This window comes from Methyloradius palustris, assembly GCF_019703875.1.
In the GTDB taxonomy this organism is placed as follows: domain Bacteria; phylum Pseudomonadota; class Gammaproteobacteria; order Burkholderiales; family Methylophilaceae; genus Methyloradius; species Methyloradius palustris.
Map to the genome: position 1 here is coordinate 1251493 of NZ_AP024110.1, position 18473 is coordinate 1269965.

Below are 18473 nucleotides of genomic sequence, written 5' to 3' on the forward strand. Positions count from 1 at the left end.
TAGCTAAAAACTATGTACAAATTGCAGGCTAAACACATCCACCTGGTTATCGTATGCGCCACGTAATGTATCTTTAAGCGCACTAACGCTAGCATCGTTGGTTTTATTGAGGGTAGTCTCTTTCACAAAAACATGGCTGTAAGCTATATCAATGCTGTTGTCGTCACTTAATTTGTAATTGGCGCCTGCAGATAGCCAATAGCGGTCATTATCAGGAATACGTGGCGTGCGGTAGGTATCACTAACTGGGCTTTCATCATAAGCAATGCCAGTGCGTAATTTTAGGTGCTGGTTGTAATGGTAATTAGCCCCGAATGCGAGCCTGATTGTGTTACTCCAATTCTCTGCAGTATCCGCAGCTATGCTGCCAGAATCGCGCACTACGGTGAGATTTTTAAACTTCTTCCAGCCTACCCAAGTGATGTCAGCGAGCAGATCCCATTCTTCATTGAGTTGATGGAATAGTGAGGCGGATAAGCTATCTGGCGTGGTGAGTTTTGCGCTGATATTGCCATTAGGGAAACTTGTTGCCAATGCGCTAGGCACATTACTGAAGCCTATATTGCCATCTAAAGTCAAATGGACTTGAGAGCGGTAGGCTAGACCCAACCTTGTTGCGTTGTTTATCTGCCAGATTGCGCCTGTATTCCAGCCAATTCCCCAGCCATCACCATGAATGCTCGCGACGCCATCCCTGCTTTGTGGTGTGCCGCAGCCTAGTCCTAAACCAGTGCATAGTGTACCAAAATCAACTGCGCTACTCAGGCTAGCCTCTGCACGCATGGCTAAAATGCCAAAGCCTAAAGACAGCTGATCATTAGCCTTGAATGCAACAGAGGGATTGATGTTGGTGGTTTTGAGTTCTGATTTAATGGCTTGGTAACGACCCACCCAATCACTGTCATATTCAGTTTTAAGCCCGAAGGGTACGTTAATCCCCAAACCTATACGAATATCTGGTGTGATTGCATTAGTCAGGTAGAAGTTGGGAATGAACGTGAGGTCGCCAGCATCACCGCCATTATTGCCAGTCGTGCCAGCACCAAATGCAGTAGTTGAGCCATTGTTGTTAAAGCTAGCAGAAGGCAAGATAGCATGCGCCCCAATCACTAGCTGGTTATCAGGTAGATACGTCATGCCAGCTGGGTTCTGATATACCGTGCTGGCATCTTCAGCGCTTGCCGCGCCACCTGCATAAGCATTGCCACCAGCGCTAGCACTTTGCTCTATTAAGCCATAACCAGCAGCATAAGCTTGGCTAGTCAGCAGCCAACATGAAAATATGACGAACCGTATGATTGCGCTATTTTTCATCAATTGCCACTTCATCCCAAGCTGGTTTCTTGCATTAACCAATCTGCAATGCTGTGATCTGAAAGTTTGTTTTCGAAAGTGGCAATATCCATCGGTTTACAGAACATATAACCTTGATAAGCTCTACAGCCGATTTGCTGCAGAAATCTAAGTTGCTCAATCGTCTCAACGCCTTCTGCAATCACTTCAAGCTCCAAGCTTTTACCCATGGCAATAATCGTCTCAACAATCACTGCATTATCGTGTCTTTCCAGCGCATCTAATACAAAGCTTCTATCAATTTTCAGTTCATCTAGCGGGAGGCGTTTTAATACTGAAAGTGACGAATAACCTACGCCAAAGTCGTCCAGTGAGAGCGATACGCCAATCTGTTTTAATCGCTGCATCTTGCTGACAATGTCGTCAATATTCTGTAGCACCAAACTTTCTGTCAATTCAAGAACGAGCAATTTTGGATTGCAGCCACTCTCTTTAATGGCCGTTTCAACCTGTTTTGTAAAGCCTGGCTCACTAAATTGCAGGGCACTTACGTTTACTGAAAGCTTAAGCTCCGATTGAATTGGGAACTGCTCCCATTCTTTGAGTTGCTGGCATGCCTGCCTAAGCACCCAATTGCCTATTTGAATAATCAGGCCTGAAGACTCTGCAATTGGGATAAATTCAGCAGGTGACACCATGCCATGCTCGGGGTGTTGCCAGCGCAGTAATATTTCAGCGCCTTTAATTTGATAATTGTGATTCACTTGCGCCTGAAAAAAGAGCATCAACTGGTTTTTTTCAAGCGCCACAAACAGGTCATTTTTAAGGCTTGCTCTTAAATCCAGCTCTGGTTTGATACTGGTATTGAAAAACTTGAAGTTGTTCCTGCCCGCTTTTTTAGCCTCATACATGGCGGTATCCGCCTGTTGCAGGATGTCATCGACAGTAACATCCTGGCCTCGAAACAAGGTCACACCCAAGCTACAGGAGTTGTAATGATTGTATTGCCCAAGGTTAAAGGGCTGGTTGACGCATTTAATGAGCTTATGCGCAATATTGTGGCTTGCTTCAACGGCTTTCTGATAATCGTCACTGAGGTCTTCAATCATGATGACGAACTCATCACCACCTATGCGCGCAACGCTGTCGTTTTCCCGCAATGCATTTTGCAATCGTCCTGAAACCTCTTGTAGCAATAAATCACCTACGCCATGCCCCTTAGTGTCATTGAGTGTTTTGAAATCATCCAGATCAATAAACATGGCGGCACCATAGGCCCCAGTTCGCTTGCTACTCACCAGCGCTTGGTTGAGTCTATCTGTCATCAGGCGGCGATTAGGCAGGTTGGTCAGTGCATCAAAGAAAGCCAGGCGTTGAATCTCTTCCTGTGCTTTTACATGATCCGTAATGTCCTGAACGATTGAGGCAATACCAATTGGATTATTCTGGCTATCACGCAGTGTAGTATTAAACCATTCGCATTCAATCAAAGTGCCATCTTTCCGGATGTTGAGATTGCGCGAGCGTTCGCCACCAGAATCTGAAATCAAAGAGTTCATGACCTCATTCACTTGTTCTATGGCTACGTTGGGAATAATCAACTTGGCATGCTGATGAATGGCTTCGGCAGCACTATAGCCAAATATTTTTTCTGCAGCAGGATTCCAAGAGGTAAATCTGAATTCTGTATCGAACTCGATGACCCCCATGGGCGTCTGTTCGAGGTGCAGCTTTTGTTTTTGTGCCAGAGCCGCGATCGATTCTCGGCTTTTGTCTGCCACAATTTTCAGTCGGATATTATCGCCTATCATCCTGGTCAATCGGCTGCCTGAGACCGAAACATACAGCAGGAACAGCATGAGGAGGGCGCCCATCTGGAAGGAAATGCCCTTTGCCAGCAAGAAATTAGGCACGGTTAGCAAAATGATGCTGTAAACAAACCTTCTTAAAGTGACATCATCATAAGCAAAAGAAACTGAGGCGCCAGCAATGACACCAGCGATGGACATGACGAGAAAGGTTTGGTGTGCAATATCATGTGGTGCAAATAGTAGTAAGCCGATAATGCCCCAAGAGATGCCGCAACTGGTGGCAGCAATACGATAGCGTTTTAACCAGGGGGTATAGTCTGTGATTTCGTTTCTGGCTGCGGTCGTATGATAGGCAATGGCCAGCAGATAACGCCCAATATAAGTGGCAAAAATAGCTGTACTGGCAATCACAATACTTTTTTGATCAACGACTTGAGATTCAAAATTGATCAGAATGCAGGCGAGTATCAATTGCACAAACAGCATGTTGACGAATGCTGTCTTAAGATTGCTGGAATATAGGTTTTTGACTATTTCTGCTGTGAGTTCAGCATTATTGATTGTTGCTGAGTCTTTTGCTGCTGCAAGCAGACCATATTCAGCAAGTCCATTTTTTTGATTGTTATTATCTGCCAGCATGAGAATCCCCGCTCATCCTAATTTGATTGCAAACCAAATCTACCCCGTTTGCGAAAAGTATACTCTGTACTATTGCTATCATGATAATCATGAGTAGTCTTTACAAGTTTTCGCAGTGTTGCCAGATGCTGATTGCGCCCACAATGCGTCCACGTTATGAGTTTATTGAAATCATAACGGCTTAAACTTTCAACAATTAAGGAGATTCATCATGTGGACCAAACCAGAAGTTACAGAAATGCGTTTCGGCTTTGAAGTTACAATGTACGTTTGCAATCGTTAATTGATTGTCAGCTATCTGGCTATGGCTTAAACGGCATAGTCAGATCGAACGAAATAGGGTGACTGAGAGCCGCAAGCTCACAAGCACCCTATGTTTTTTGCATCAAAGGTTTAATCTATTGTTTTTGTTCATTGCTTAATCGAAAGTAGTTAGTTATTTATGCATATTCATGTTCTGGGTTCAGCAGCAGGTGGCGGTTTTCCACAATGGAACTGCAACTGTTTTAATTGTGATGGCCTGCGTAAAGGCACTATCAAAGCCACCAAGCGCACGCAGTCTTCCATCTGCGTGAGTGGTGATGGAGTTAACTGGGTATTGTTCAATACTTCGCCTGATGTACTCCAACAGATACAGGATTTCGCTCCCTTGCAGCCTGGCCGTGCCATCCGCGATAGCGGCATTGTCGGCATTGTGCTGATTGATGCGCAGATTGACCACACGACTGGCTTGCTGATGCTGCGTGAAGGCCAAGTGAAACGTGAGATTTACTGCACTGATATGGTGTACCAAGACCTGACCACTGGTAATCCACTACTGAATATTCTCGGGCATTACTGCGGTATCAATCGCCATGATGTGCCGCTCGATGGCACCACGTCATTTGAAGTGCCGGGTGCTGCTAATTTGCGCTTTACAGCCGTTGCGCTGAAGAGCGCTGCGCCACCATATTCCCCACACCGCAATAACCCGCACCCTGGCGATACCATCGGTGTGCTGATTGAAGATACTAAGACTGGCAAAAAAGCCTGGTATTCCCCAGGCCTAGGTGAGATAGAGCCACATTTGCCGCCATTCTTTGAGCAGGCTGACTGCATCATGGTCGATGGCACGTTCTGGACCAACACTGAAATGATTGATATGGGCCTGATGACGAAAAAAGCCCGCGATATTGGCCACAATCCACAATCGGGTGAAGCTGGCATGATGGAAGTGCTGTCAGCGTATCCAAAAGCACGTAAGGTGCTGATACACATTAACAATACCAACCCGATTTTAAGGGAAGATTCTGCCGAAAGAGCCGAACTGACCCGCCATGGTATCGAAGTTGCCTACGATGGCATGGATATTATCCTCTAGGAGAAGATGATGAATGCAGTCACTAATACAGATCTACCCTGGACTCGCGAGGAGTTTGAAGAAAAGCTGCGCGAAAAGGGTAAGGGCTACCATATCTACCATCCTTTCCATGTGATGATGTATGAAGGCAAGCTGACTAAAGAGCAGTTGCAATCATGGGTGGCCAACCGTTTTTACTACCAGATTGGTATTCCGCAAAAAGATGCCGCCATCCTTTCTAACTGCCCAGATAAAGAAGTGCGCAAGGAGTGGATTGTTCGCATTACCGACCACGATGGCGATGGTGTAAACGAAGGCGGTATTGAAGCTTGGATCAAGCTAGGGCAGGCGGTAGGCTTAACTCGTGAGGATGTGACTTCACTTAAATTAGTGAGCCCAGGCGTGCGTTTTGCGGTAGATGCCTATATTAACTTTGCACGCCAACGACCATGGCAAGAATCTGTTTGCTCGTCTCTCACTGAACTGTTTGCGCCGCATATCCATCAACAGCGCATCAGTTCCTGGCCGACGATGTATCCCTGGATCAAGGAAGAAGGTTTGGTCTACTTCAAAAAACGCCTGACCGAAGCCCGCCGTGATGTAGAGCAAGGCTTGGGCGTAACCCTGGACTATTTCAGTACCTCACGTGCAATGCAAGAAAGAGCGCTAGAGATTCTGCAATTTAAGCTTGATGTACTTTGGGTGATCGCAGATTCGATCATGCTTGCCTCAACAACAATAAAGGTTGAAGACCGTGACTACCTCCGTCAACCACGCTGATATTTATAAACTCGCTCGCCACTATCGTTTTCAGTGGGAAGAAGCGCAGCAATGCTATGTGCTACTTTTTCCTGAAGGCATGATCAAACTCAACGGCGGGGCAGGTGAGGTGATTAAACGCGTCGATGGTAACAAAACCGTGGGCGATGTTGTCCAAGAATTAGAAACTGCATTCCCAGATGTACCTGATATACAAAAAGACATTTTGGCGATGTTTGATCTGGCGGTAGAAAAAGCATGGCTAGAAAAGACCGATTAGTTATCAAAGCTAATCAGCAATTATAAGTAGCTAGCAAAAGCATAAGTAGTAACCCGAGGAGTAGCACAATGACACAAGCATCGTTAGGTGAATCAGTCGTACAAAAGGTAGTACATGCCCAGAACAATGGGGTGGACGCATCCAAGACCCATACCCAACCGCTCTGGCTGCTGGCAGAGGTGACCTATCGCTGCCCGTTGCATTGTGCTTTTTGCTATAACCCGACCGATTACGATAAACATACTAAAAATGAGCTGACCACTGAGCAATGGATAGATGCCTTGCGCGATGCACGCAAGCTGGGTGCTTTGCAGCTTGGAATTTCAGGTGGTGAGCCTTTGTTGCGCGATGATATTGAAGACATCGTCATTGAAGCACGCAAACTGGGTTACTACAGCAACCTGATTACTTCAGGTGTTGGCCTGACCGAAAAACGTATTACTGCATTTAAAGAAGGTGGGCTTGATCACATTCAGCTCTCCATGCATGACATCACTGAAGAAATTAATAACTTCATCACCAATACCAAAACGTTTGAGCTCAAGAAAAAAGTCGCCGCCATGATCAAGAATCATGGCTACCCGATGGTGTTGAACGTTGTGATTCACCGGTACAACATCGGCCATATTAAAGAAATCCTGGAAATGGCTGAAGCCCTGGGTGCGGATTATGTAGAGTTGGCGAATACCCAGTACTACGGCTGGTCATTGATTAACCGTAATCAGTTGATGCCGACTAAAGAACAGATAGACCATGCAGAAGCTGTGACCAATGAGTTTCGCGCTAAAGTCGGCAAGAAGATGCAGATTTTCTTTGTCGTGCCAGATTACTTTTCTGACCGTCCTAAAAAGTGCATGAATGGCTGGGGCGAAGTGTTCATGATTGTGACCGCCAATGGTGACGTATTGCCTTGCCACTCGGCGCGCGTACTGCCGAACATGCAGTTCCCCAACGTTAAAGAGCGCGGCCTTGAATGGGCATGGAAAGACTCTCCTGCTTTCAACAAGTACCGTGGTGACGATTGGATGAAATCACCATGCCGCACCTGTCCTGAAAAAGAAAAGGATTTGGGCGGCTGTCGTTGCCAGGCATTCATGCTAACTGGCGATGCTGAAAGCGCTGACCCAGTATGTAGCCTTTCGCCTAACCACCACATTATTGAAAAAGCGATTGAGGATTCAAAAAACCCTCAATTGCAGGCGCAGCCTATCGTGTTTCGTACTGATAAAAACTCTAAAAAGTTCGTCAATGACGAGTTGCCTGAACTCATTAAGGAGTTTCATGCATTGCCTTAACTCCGTTGAATAAGGCTATTCGTATGGTTTAATAAAGTGCGCATGCTGATAAAATTCAGTGTGCGCTTTTTATTTGATCGCGTTATCTAATCAGAAGTTATCCCACTCATGCATAAACACTCTCCGCTGTTGTTATCGATGGTGCTCGCCGCTCTTGCCGCGCTTGCGCCGTTTGCCATCGATACCTATTTGCCTGCGTTTCATGTGATGGCGCAAAGCCTGAATGGTACGAATCTTCAATTACAACAGAGCCTGACCGCTTATTTGTTGCCTTATGCGTTGATGACCTTATGGCATGGGCCTATCTCTGACTCAATTGGCCGCATCACCACCATCCGCTGGGGATTGGGGTTGTTTGCTTTAGCTTCCATTGGCTGCGCTTTTGCGTCCAATGTAGAAACGCTCTGGTTCTTCCGTGCGCTGCAGGGCATATCAGGCGGGGCAGGTAATGTGGTGGCAAGAGCAATGGTGCGTGACCTATTTGAAGGCGTTGCGGCGCAGCGTGTGATGGCGCAAGTGCAGATGTTGTTCGGCCTTGCACCTGCTATTGCGCCTATGATTGGTGGCTTACTACTCGGCATACATTGGCAGGCGATTTTTATCTTTTTATTCCTGTATGCCAGCGTGACACTATTTTCAGCGCATAAGCTCTTACCTGAAACAGTCCCTGTTGAAAAACGCCAGCCACTGTCTGCGACTAGAGTCTTTAGCAACTATCGTCAGTTATTCGCAGACATGGAGTTTGTAAAGCTGGTTGTGACTGTGGGCGCCAATTTCTCTGGCTTCTTTCTGTACGTGCTTGCCGCCCCCGTTTTCCTGATTGACCATCTTGGGCTTAACGAGCATCAGTTTGGTTATATGTTCATTCCAACCGTATGCGGCATGGTATTGGGTTCTTATCTGGCCAGGCAAACCGCTGGTAAATTTTCAACCTATAAAATTATCAGGTTTGCATACTGCTGGATGGCGGCTGCAATAATGCTGAATATATTCATATGCTGGCAATTACCTTCGAGTCCATTCTGGAATATTTTACCCATCGCGCTTTATAACGTTGGCATGGCTTTAACCACCCCCATACTCTCAATTGCTGCATTAGACAGATTACCCAAGCTAAGGGGCACAGCTTCTTCTGGGCAGGCATTCGTGCAAATGGTGCTTTCTACGGTATCTGCTGGTTTACTGATTCCGCTGATTTGGTTCAGTCCATTAGGCTTGGCATTTGGTATGGCTGGCTACTGCTTGCTGGCTATCTTGTGCGTCAGTAAAACCAAAGTGTGGAAAACTGCTCAATAAAAAAGGGAGCATAAGCTCCCTTGGTTTGCTGGCTAAACAGTTAAATTACTCTGCTAGTAAAGCGCGTTTACCTTTAGCGCCATTATTGGCATCAGCATCTGGCAGAGGTGTCTTTCTTGTTGTAATCGCAGGCCATAACTCAGCAAAGCGGGCATTTAGGGCAATGTATTCCTGCTGGTCTGCTGGTACATCATCTTCGGCGTAAATAGCTTCAGCTGGGCATTCTGCCACGCACAAGGTGCAATCAATGCACTCATCAGGATTGATGGCGAGGAAGTTAGGGCCTTCAACAAAGCAGTCGACCGGGCATACATCCACACAATCTGTGTATTTGCATTGGATGCAGTTTTCAGTCACAACATAAGTCATATTTAGTCCTTGAATTTCTTGAGTATTAGCTAATTTCGATATTTTAATGGAATTTACGCGCTTGATAAACGCCTATGCTTCAATCATTCCTGCACCGACTGTGTTATTGGTTGCTTCATCAATCAGGATGAATGCGCCAGTAGCACGGTTTTCTGTATAGGGATCAACCATTAATGGCTGTGCCAGCTTGAAACTGATGCGTGCAATATCGTTAGTGACCAAACCTTGCGCAGGTAGTTCTTCCAACGTATTCACATCAACCTTATAAGCGATTTCACCCACCTTAGCTTTGGATTCGCGTGTGGTGTGGCGAACGATATAGGTGCGTGCGGTGGAGAGAGGTGTTTCTGATAACCAGCATACCATGGCAGAGATTTGTTTTACTGGCTCAATTGACTGGCTGGATTTGACAATCATATCACCACGAGAGGTATCAATCTCGTCTTCCAGCAACAGGGTGATAGATTGTTCCGTAATGGCACTTGGGAGTTGCTCATCGCCAATCTGAATGGCTTTCACCTTTGAAGTATGGCCAGAAGGCAGCACTGTGACTTCTTCACCCACTTCAATTTCGCCAGACTCAATACGACCCATGAAGCCACGGAAGTCATGTAATTCAGGGTCGTCAGAAGCGTGTGGGCGGCAAACAAACTGAACTGGAAAGCGGAATGGTTCACCTTTTTCAGAATGTGCAGGCGGCGCTGATTCAAGAAACTCAAGCAGGGTAGGGCCTTGATACCAGTCCAAGCCATCGCCACGGTCAACTATCATGTCGCCATTCAGTGCAGACATAGGAATGAAGCTGATTTGGTGGCCAGCGCGATGCAAGCCAATATGCTCAGCAAATGCTAAATAATCTGCGCAAATTTTCTCAAATTCAGCTTGGTCGTAATTCACCAAGTCCATTTTGTTGATTGCCACTACGATATGGGTGATGCCAACCAGATGTGCCAAGTAAGAGTGGCGTCGTGTCTGAGTCAACACGCCTTTGCGAGCATCAATCAGGATAATCGCCAAATTAGCGGTGGAAGCGGCAGTCACCATGTTGCGAGTGTATTGCTCATGGCCAGGGGCATCGGCAATGATGTACTTGCGGGTACCCGTGCTGAAGTAGCGGTAGGCCACATCAATGGTAATGCCTTGCTCGCGCTCAGCTTGCAGGCCATCGGTCAGCAGAGACAAATCAACTGCTTCCATGCCGCGTTTTTTTGACGTGCGTTCAATCTGGGTCAGCGTATCAGCCAAGATGGTTTTGGTATCAAATAGCAAGCGGCCAATCAGCGTGCTTTTGCCGTCATCGACGCTGCCGCATGTCATGAAGCGTAAAAGGCTGTCGTTATCTGGTGTATTCATAGTGCTCATTAGAAATATCCCTCCTTCTTGCGCTGTTCCATCGAAGCATCGGAGGTTTGGTCATCAAGGCGTGTTGCGCCGCGCTCTGTAATAGTAGTAGTGGCAGTTTCCAAAACGATTTTGGCCACATTGTCTGAATCGCTGATGACAGGGGCAGTGCAGGTGATATCACCAACCGTACGGAATCGCACTTGCATATTGATAATTTCTTCACCAGGTTTTGGCTGGTTGATAACTTCACCACTTGCTAGCGGTACGTTAACCGGCATAATAGCGCCGCCGCGCATGACGATATCGCGTTGATGCGCAAAATAAATGCTCGGCAATTGCAGCTTTTCACGCTCGATATATTGCCAAACATCCATCTCAGTCCAGTTGGATATTGGGAAGGCACGAATATTCTCACCCTTGTGTGAACGTGCGTTATACAGATTCCACAATTCTGGGCGTTGGTTCTTAGGGTCCCACTGACCAAACTCATCACGGAAACTCATGATGCGTTCCTTGGCGCGAGCTTTTTCTTCGTCACGACGTGCGCCACCGATGCAGCAATCGAAACCGAATTCTTCAATCGCTTCCAACAAAGTGACTGATTGATGTTTGTTACGCGGCTCATCGGCTGACTTCAGCACGACACTGCCACGTTTCATAGAATCTTCAACAGAGCGCACAATCAGGCGCTCACCAAGCTCGGCAGCGCGCTGGTCACGGAAGTCAATGACTTCCTTGTAATTGTGGCCAGTATCAATATGCATCAGCGGGAAAGGGAAGCGACCTGGACGGAATGCTTTTTCAGCCAGCCTGAGGATACATAACGAGTCTTTTCCGCCAGAGAACAGCAGAACTGGATTGGAACATTGGCCTGCAACTTCACGGAGAATATAGATGGCTTCAGATTCAAGCCAGTCGAGATGGCTGAGAGTTTCTTTGGTTAACGAGGTCATAAACGGTTTCTAAAATTTCATCTCTTAAGTTATTTGGCGAAAACCAGATAACGGTTCACTCTAATATTTTTCTATTAGGACTTAACATGCAAGCCACATTCTTTTGATGCAGCGTCTTCCCACCACCAACGCCCAGCGCGAACATCTTCACCCATGGCCACAGCACGCGTGCATGGTGCACAACCTATACTGGGGTAGAAGGCATCGTGCAATTTGTTATATGGCACTTCATGCATACGGATATATGCCCAGACTTCTTTTTCAGTCCAGTCGGTCAGCGGATTATATTTTTCTAGGCCATTACCTTGGTCGAATTCACGGATAGGCAAATCGCTGCGAGTAGCCGATTGTTGCGCGCGCATGCCACTGATCCAGGCTTTTTTACCTTTTAGGGCGCGTCCCAATGGCTCAACTTTGCGCATATGGCAGCAGGCTTTGCGTAGTTCGATGGATTCGTAAAAGGCGTTGATACCTTTGGTCTGCACGTAATCTTCAACTGTGGCTGCCTGTGGGAAGAAAATCTTCAGCTTAGTGCTGTAGGTCTGTTCTACTTCAGCGATCAGGTCGTAGGTTTCAACGGGCAGGCGTCCGGTATCCAGCGAGAAAATCTCAATAGGCAGCTGTTCACGTAGAATGATGTCGGTCAATACCATGTCTTCCGCGCCCATGCTATTGGCGAAAGTGATGGCATTTGCGTCACCATGTTCTGCCACAGCAGCTTTCAATGCTATCAGTAATTGCGTGCGTTTCTGGTTGACCGATTCACGTAAGGCATCGGTCAATTCAGGACGGGTCGCTGGATTGCTGAAAGCAGGGCGTAGCATTGAGACTTCACCGTTCATAATGCTTAAACGTGCTCTCGATGAACTCGGCGCCACACTGGCTGATTATTATCAACCGCGCCTTGGTATGGTTCACTAAAGTCTTGCAGGCTGGCCAAAGCCTCTTCAGCCGAGCGATCTGCACGGATAAGGTAGCTATTGAAGCCACAGCGTTTCAGAAAAAATAACTGGTCGCGCAACACGTCGCCAAAGGCACGTAATGTATTTTTAAAGCCATAGCGTGTGCGCAGAAGATTGCCAATTGAGAAAATCCGCCCATCAGCAAAGCGCTCTACATGGATCGCTATCAACGGAAACACGTTTAAGTCTGGCTGGTTTTCAACTAAAGTTTCGAGCACTTCATGCGTGGCAAGCCAGATTCCGATTTCGCCATTCGCCAAACGAGCAGATAAGGCTTGTTTGCGAGCAATCCAAACAGTGAGTGGAATTAACACTTTGCCTGTTTGCGGGATTTCTGTTGCAGTGATTTGCTCATCGCTATAACTTGCTTCACCCGTGAGTTTGAATAAAACCACCTTACCCGCCTGCTTACGGACAACAGCCTCTTCAACGGTAGGTGGCGTCACCAACTGCCATGTATCTTCAACGATATTATGGTCTAGAATCAAGTTAGACATGAGCATCTGCCTTTTCAACAGCCTTGCCGTACACATGGGCTTTGAATGGCGGTATGCCGATACGGCGCACGGTGTCAATGAAGCGTTCTTCGGGCGTGCGTTCAGCGATATATACGTCAATTAGCTTCTGTACGACGCCTGGCATTTCTTCAGCGGCGAATGATGGTCCAATGACCGCGCCGATGCTGGCGTCATTACCTTGCTTGCCACCGATGGTGACCTGATACCACTCAGAGCCATCTTTATCTACACCCAGAATGCCGATATGGCCGACATGGTGATGCCCGCAAGCATTCATGCAACCTGAGATGTTGAGTTCAAGCTCGCCGATATCATGCAGGTAATCCAGGTTGTCAAACTGCATCTGGATCGCTTCAGCAATCGGGATGCTCTTGGCATTTGCCAGCGAGCAAAAGTCGCCGCCTGGGCAGCAAATAATGTCGGTCAGCAGCCCGATATTCGGGGTTGCCAGTTCATTGGCGCGGGCTGTTTCCCACAAGGCATAGACGTCACTCAATTTGACATCAGTCAGTATTAGATTTTGCTCATGTGAAACGCGTAGCTCGCCGAAACTGTAGGCATCCGCCAAATCAGCTACGGCAATCATCTGCTCAGAAGTGGCGTCACCAGGAGCTTTGCCATGTGGCTTCAGCGATAAGGTCACTGCACGGTAGCCTGATTTCTTGTGTGCATGCACAGACCGTTTAACCCATGCCGCAAAGGCCGGATTGCTGGCGATTGCGTTGTCAAAGCCAGCATCATGTGCAGGCAGGCTCTCGTATGGCATTTCAGTGAAGTAGGTGGCTACACGGCTCAACTCAGCTTCAGTGATGGTATTTGGGTTATCTTTCAGGTGCGCCCATTCGGCTTCTACTTGTTCGCGGAATTCATCAATGCCCAGCGCTTTTACCAAGATTTTGATGCGCGCTTTATAGGCATTGTCACGACGACCATGCAGGTTGTAAACGCGGATAATTGCTTCGCAATAGGTCAGCACATGTTGCCACTCAAGATGTTCACGAATCACAGAACCAAGGATAGGTGTACGGCCCAGACCGCCGCCAACCCAGACCTTGATAGCCATCTTGTTTTGTTCGTCGTAATAGAATTCGAGCCCGATATCATGGGCTTGCACAATTGCACGGTCTTGTTTTGTGCCTGATACTGCAATCTTGAATTTACGTGGCAGCAGGGCGAATTCTGGATGGAATGTGCTCCACTGACGCATGATCTCGGCCACAGCGCGTGGATCAATAATCTCGTCAGGGGCTACACCAGCAAACTGGTCAGTGGTGATATTGCGGATGCAATTGCCAGAAGTCTGGATCGCATGCATTTCAACCGTTGCAAGCTCTGCCAAGATATCTGGCACATCTTCGAGCTTTGGCCAGTTTAATTGCAGATTTTGACGGGTGCTGAAGTGGCCATAACCACGGTCATAGCGTTTGGAAATTTCGCCAAGCTTGCGCAACTGTGCGGATGACAAGGTGCCATAAGGCACGGCAATGCGTAGCATAGGCGCATGGCGTTGAATATATAGGCCGTTTTGCAGGCGCAAAGGGCGGAACTCTTCATCAGATAGCTCGCCAGCAAGATAACGGCGTGTTTGATCGCGATATTGGCTCACGCGCTCATTAACAATAGCCTGATCGATCTCGTCGTATTTATACATATTTGTGTTTAATTCTTGTTTTGTTAAATCTTAAAGCGAGGCAGTATTTTAATTGAAAACCCGCTTTGCTTCACGGTTTAATTATGTTGTAAGGTTTTAATTAAAGACAAGTTTAGTACCCACAAAAATCAGTATGCCTGCCAAGGCAATTCGTAACCAATGCTCAGCTACTTTAGAGCTCATATGGCTACCCAGATAAATACCTGGGATAGAGCCAATCAACAATGTGCCTAACAGGCCATAGTTGATAGTACCTAGCGATGCATGACCTAATCCTGCAACTAATGTCAGTGGCACTGCATGGGCAATATCGCTACCAACGATGGTGGTGATTTTTTCGCGTGGATACAACATGATCAACGCAGTAACACCAAGTGCCCCCGCACCGACTGATGTTAATGTCACCAGGGCACCAAGAATCATGCCCAGTAATATTGTGCCTGGCGCTACGTATTGTTCTGACAACCAACGCCCATTTTGCGCTAACTGCATCAGTTTATTGCGTAACAACACTGCGACTGAGGTCACAATCAGGGCAATACCGAGCCAGAACTTAATGGTTGATACCGCACTGCTAGATTGCACATCAATCGTTTTTAAAAACAGGATGGTTGCGATTGAGGCTGGAATGCTACCAGCAGCCAATAGCTTTACCATGCGCCAATCAATATTGCCCAGTTTGCCATGCGCAAAAATACCGACCGATTTAGTGAGCGATGCATACAGTAAATCTGTACCTACAGCCACGGCTGGCTTGATGCTGAAAAACAGCAGCAAAATTGGTGTCATCAATGAGCCACCACCTACGCCAGTTAAACCAACCAGAGCACCTACGATAAAACCTGCAACGATGTATCCGAATTCCACGTGGAGTATCCGATAAAAATTAATACGAAAATAAGGCCGCAATTATAGCAGCAGGTAAACAATATAATTAGAATATGTTATTGTGCATGTATAACTCGAAATTATAAGGATATGCAATATGAAGTTTCATCAACTTCGCTATATTCATGAAGTCGCCAAGCAGAATCTGAATATTTCTCAAGCTGCTGATGTTCTGCATACATCACAGCCTGGTGTTAGTAAGCAGATTCAATTACTAGAAGAAGAACTCAAACTCCAGATTTTTTTTCGTAACGGAAAACGCTTAATCGGCGTTACTGAGCCAGGCCAAATCATACTTGACCTGGCTGAACGCGTTATGCGCGAAATGAACAGTATCAGGAGTGTGGGTGAAGAATTTACCCAGAAGCAAACGGGCGCGCTGACCATTGCTACTACCCATACCCAGGCCAGATATCGATTGCCTATGGCAGTTAAAGCTTTTATGGAGCAATTTCCCGATGTGCGACTTACCATTCACCAGGGAAACCCAACGCAAGTGGCTGAGCAAGTGGTCTCTGGTGAGGCGGATATTGGAATTGCGACAGAATCTATCAGTGATTACGAGAAGCTTGTGTGCTTGCCTTGCTATGAATGGAATCGCTGCGTGGTCACGCCTCACGGCCATCCGCTTCTCAGCGATTTACCACTTACCCTCGAAAAGATTTCGCGTTTTCCATTAATTACTTACGACTTTGCTTTTACGGGTGGTTCCTTGGTAAGTCGTGTGTTTGGTAAAGAAGATTTAGAGCCTAACGTGGTATTAACCGCGATTGATGCGGATGTGATTAAAACCTACGTAGGGCTTGGTTTGGGCATTGGTTTGCTAGCGAATATGGCGTATGACCCAGTGCGCGATGCTAACCTGGCAGTGATAGATGCCAGCCATTTATTTCCACCCAGTACAACATTTTTGGGTTTCAGGCGCGATGCTTATTTACGTGGCTATGTGTATGACTTTATCAAGCTGCTTGCACCAGATTACGATCGCAGAGCCGTGAATGAGGCAATTAGGCTTAGTGAAGCCAGAATATAGTGAGGCCAGAATTTAACATGCACTCTGGATTCGCACGCAAGGCTATTGGTTGGCTGTTAATGCTTTCTATGGGGCTTATGTCCGATATAGCTCTGGCTGCCAGCGCAATGCCGAAAATTGATCCCAGCAGTGCCATTTATGAAGTGCCAGTTGAGTCTGGCGTCAGCTATGACGATGTAGTCTTAAGTCTTAAAACGGTTTCGGAGGGCATGAATTTTGTGAATCCCGCCAATTTCCCTATTGGCGAACACATGAAGAGCCGCGGGCAGAATCCGCAGGGAATATTAGAGGTGCGCGCTTTTTGTAATCTGGGGTACGGCGCTGAGATCATGCTGGATCACCCCGAGTTTGTGGTATTTGCGCCTTGTCGGATTGCTATTTATGAAAGGCAGCATCAGCTTTATCTTGCGATTGATCGACCCACTTACGATCTAAAAAGCATTAAAAACCCAACAGAGCGTGCACAAAAAGCTGCACAAGCTTTAGAAGATGCCCTGATTCAAATACTGGATAAAGCCCGTAAAGGCGATATTTAGCCAGATTGGTATGATCAATGTTTTGGGTAGGTGTCTTCTGCGGGTGGAAAGCGTTTACTAGAATTATCTGGCTTCGGTTTTGGGGTATCCACAGGATTGCTTGGGCTATGTTGTTGAGACGGATATGTCGGTAAATGTGAGCCATAGGTTGGCATGCCCTGATTATGAGGATACCCATAAAACCTGGGCGTTGGATTGCTATAAATCACAGGCTCTGGCTCTTTTACGCCACAGGCCGTCCGCATTAAACTGGTTTTAGCAGCAATTTCATTGCTATCTGGAAAGCCATCAGCTGCGGTTTGTAATGCCTGTTTTGCATTTTTGCAGTCGGAAGAGGCTGCTTTTTCTGCCATCAAATCAGCCTCTGTTCTGCCTTGCAACGCTTTCTTCTCTTCTTTTTGCGCCTGATTTACCCAGCCGCGCTGTTCATCAGTAGATGCCAATGCCGATGCCCGCACTAAATCTCCATTGGCAATGGCTGATTTCACGGCGCCATCCAGTTGCTTGTTCAATGCACTGATTTTGCCTTGCTGCTTTGGAGTTTCGGCAGGGTTATCTGACGCATCATTGTTATCAGCATCACGGTTGGTATCAATATCGGTAATCGTCTGCTGTGTATTCACAGCACAAGGTTTGTCCGAATACACCGTTTTTTTACCTGATTGGCATTTGTAAACTTCAGCGTATACGTTGTTAGCGCATATAGTCATCATTACCATTAAAAAAATGGAATAAATGCGGTAAGTATTTGAAATTTTGTGTAAATTCATATGTTGGTACGACCGAATCGACGCAGAATAATTCCGTTGCAATCTCTTATTAAGTCTTAATCTTGAATCCAGCTAATCTCATTGAGTAATCACCTGAATAGTTTAGAACGATTACGTTATAAAATCTCGTTTGCCATTATCAACAATTCATTTAGGCCATCATTTGCAGCGCATTACACAATCAGGTCAAGCCGAACAGACCATCAACAAATCCAGATTCATTGCCGCCGCCGATTATTGCGATAGTGAGCGTATGGTTGGGCTGGCCTTACGTCGCTTGGCCAGTGGTCATGCTGGAGCACATCATCTGGCTTATGCTTTTCGTATCAAAACCGACCAAGGCATAGTCCAGCGCTTTCACGATGCTGGCGAACCTTCGGGCACAGCGGGAAAACCAATACTGCAACTATTAGAAGGCAGGGATTTGGTGAATGTGTGTGTGGGTGTGATTCGATATTACGGCGGTATCAATCTTGGCACAGGTGGATTAGCGCGTGCCTATGGCGGCACGGCTAAACTCGCATTGGAAAACGCACATCATGCGCCTTATGTGGAAATGAGCAATATCACGCTGAAAATGGATTACTCACGTTTCGATGAGTTTTGTCGCGAGCTTGGTAAGCTCAATGGTGAAGTGCTGGATAAACAATTTGGCCAGCATGTAGAGGTGATTGCCTCTCTACCTGCCAGCCAAATTTCTTTGGTAATGCAGCGTTTTGCCATCGCCTAACGTTTGA

19 protein-coding genes are annotated in these 18473 nt (G+C 46.7%); 9 read left to right on the top strand and 10 right to left on the bottom strand.

From position 1 onward, the window contains the following. Positions 1-3 precede the first annotated feature (3 nt). Both ZMTM_RS05985 and ZMTM_RS05990 read right to left on the bottom strand, forming a co-directional pair. Entirely contained in the window at positions 4-1314 is a 1311-nt protein-coding gene (locus ZMTM_RS05985) for an OmpP1/FadL family transporter (RefSeq protein ID WP_221765385.1), read from the bottom strand. A gap of 11 nt (positions 1315-1325) precedes the next feature. Next, entirely contained in the window at positions 1326-3743 is a 2418-nt protein-coding gene (locus ZMTM_RS05990) for a putative bifunctional diguanylate cyclase/phosphodiesterase (protein WP_221765386.1), read from the bottom strand. A gap of 211 nt (positions 3744-3954) precedes the next feature. Here ZMTM_RS05990 and pqqA point away from each other — a divergent pair, with 211 nt between their 5' ends. The 6 genes from pqqA to ZMTM_RS06020 all read left to right on the top strand — a co-directional run bounded on the left by pqqA (position 3955) and on the right by ZMTM_RS06020 (position 8712). Beyond that, positions 3955-4026 carry a pyrroloquinoline quinone precursor peptide PqqA gene (pqqA, locus tag ZMTM_RS05995; RefSeq protein ID WP_081774944.1) on the top strand — a complete coding sequence of 24 codons (72 nt, stop codon included), beginning with the start codon at positions 3955-3957 and terminating at the stop codon, positions 4024-4026. Positions 4027-4185: 159 nt separating this feature from the next. Continuing rightward, on the top strand, positions 4186-5103 hold the full coding sequence (pqqB, locus tag ZMTM_RS06000) for a pyrroloquinoline quinone biosynthesis protein PqqB (protein WP_221765387.1): 918 nt from the start codon (positions 4186-4188) through the stop codon (positions 5101-5103). Between the two features lie 9 nt (positions 5104-5112). Beyond that, on the top strand, positions 5113-5862 hold the full coding sequence (pqqC, locus tag ZMTM_RS06005) for a pyrroloquinoline-quinone synthase PqqC (protein ID WP_221765606.1): 750 nt from the start codon (positions 5113-5115) through the stop codon (positions 5860-5862). Continuing rightward, complete coding sequence (gene pqqD / locus ZMTM_RS06010; protein WP_221765388.1) at positions 5837-6121, top strand: pyrroloquinoline quinone biosynthesis peptide chaperone PqqD; 285 nt, start codon at positions 5837-5839, stop codon at positions 6119-6121. Before pqqC ends, pqqD begins: the two co-directional genes overlap by 26 nt. A 68-nt stretch (positions 6122-6189) precedes the next feature. Next, positions 6190-7416 carry a pyrroloquinoline quinone biosynthesis protein PqqE gene (gene pqqE / locus ZMTM_RS06015; RefSeq protein WP_221765389.1) on the top strand — a complete coding sequence of 409 codons (1227 nt, stop codon included), beginning with the start codon at positions 6190-6192 and terminating at the stop codon, positions 7414-7416. A gap of 108 nt (positions 7417-7524) precedes the next feature. Continuing rightward, entirely contained in the window at positions 7525-8712 is a 1188-nt protein-coding gene (locus ZMTM_RS06020) for a multidrug effflux MFS transporter (RefSeq protein ID WP_221765390.1), read from the top strand. Between the two features lie 45 nt (positions 8713-8757). Here the strand turns inward: ZMTM_RS06020 and fdxA are convergent, their stop codons facing one another. From fdxA to ZMTM_RS06055, 7 genes are all read right to left on the bottom strand, one after another. Continuing rightward, positions 8758-9081 carry a ferredoxin FdxA gene (gene fdxA, locus ZMTM_RS06025; protein WP_221765391.1) on the bottom strand — a complete coding sequence of 108 codons (324 nt, stop codon included), beginning with the start codon at positions 9079-9081 and terminating at the stop codon, positions 8758-8760. A 72-nt stretch (positions 9082-9153) separates the two neighbouring features. Further along, complete coding sequence (locus ZMTM_RS06030; protein WP_221765607.1) at positions 9154-10434, bottom strand: sulfate adenylyltransferase subunit 1; 1281 nt, start codon at positions 10432-10434, stop codon at positions 9154-9156. 8 nt (positions 10435-10442) lie between these two features. After that, positions 10443-11378, bottom strand: coding sequence for a sulfate adenylyltransferase subunit CysD (cysD, locus tag ZMTM_RS06035; protein WP_221765392.1), 936 nt, complete (start codon positions 11376-11378; stop codon positions 10443-10445). A gap of 74 nt (positions 11379-11452) precedes the next feature. After that, entirely contained in the window at positions 11453-12220 is a 768-nt protein-coding gene (locus ZMTM_RS06040) for a phosphoadenylyl-sulfate reductase (protein WP_221765393.1), read from the bottom strand. Positions 12221-12225: 5 nt separating this feature from the next. Continuing rightward, a complete protein-coding gene (locus ZMTM_RS06045; protein ID WP_221765394.1) occupies positions 12226-12837 on the bottom strand; it encodes a DUF934 domain-containing protein in 612 nt (203 codons plus the stop codon). Continuing rightward, complete coding sequence (locus ZMTM_RS06050; RefSeq protein ID WP_221765395.1) at positions 12830-14509, bottom strand: nitrite/sulfite reductase; 1680 nt, start codon at positions 14507-14509, stop codon at positions 12830-12832. The genes ZMTM_RS06045 and ZMTM_RS06050 overlap by 8 nt, the downstream gene beginning before the upstream one ends. A 96-nt stretch (positions 14510-14605) precedes the next feature. Then, positions 14606-15376, bottom strand: coding sequence for a sulfite exporter TauE/SafE family protein (locus tag ZMTM_RS06055; RefSeq protein ID WP_221765396.1), 771 nt, complete (start codon positions 15374-15376; stop codon positions 14606-14608). Positions 15377-15494: 118 nt separating this feature from the next. On the opposite strand from ZMTM_RS06055, the gene ZMTM_RS06060 reads away from it, so the two are divergent. Both ZMTM_RS06060 and ZMTM_RS06065 read left to right on the top strand, forming a co-directional pair. Next, positions 15495-16430: a CysB family HTH-type transcriptional regulator gene (locus tag ZMTM_RS06060; protein WP_221765397.1), complete on the top strand. Its 936-nt coding sequence runs from the start codon at positions 15495-15497 to the stop codon at positions 16428-16430. 77 nt (positions 16431-16507) lie between these two features. Continuing rightward, a complete protein-coding gene (locus ZMTM_RS06065; protein ID WP_225907116.1) occupies positions 16508-16966 on the top strand; it encodes a DUF302 domain-containing protein in 459 nt (152 codons plus the stop codon). A 14-nt stretch (positions 16967-16980) separates the two neighbouring features. Here the strand turns inward: ZMTM_RS06065 and ZMTM_RS06070 are convergent, their stop codons facing one another. Then, on the bottom strand, positions 16981-17589 hold the full coding sequence (locus ZMTM_RS06070) for a hypothetical protein (RefSeq protein ID WP_221765399.1): 609 nt from the start codon (positions 17587-17589) through the stop codon (positions 16981-16983). A gap of 310 nt (positions 17590-17899) precedes the next feature. Between ZMTM_RS06070 and ZMTM_RS06075 the strand changes: the two genes are divergently transcribed. Then, a complete protein-coding gene (locus ZMTM_RS06075; protein WP_221765400.1) occupies positions 17900-18466 on the top strand; it encodes an IMPACT family protein in 567 nt (188 codons plus the stop codon). The last annotated feature ends 7 nt before the right edge of the window (positions 18467-18473 follow it).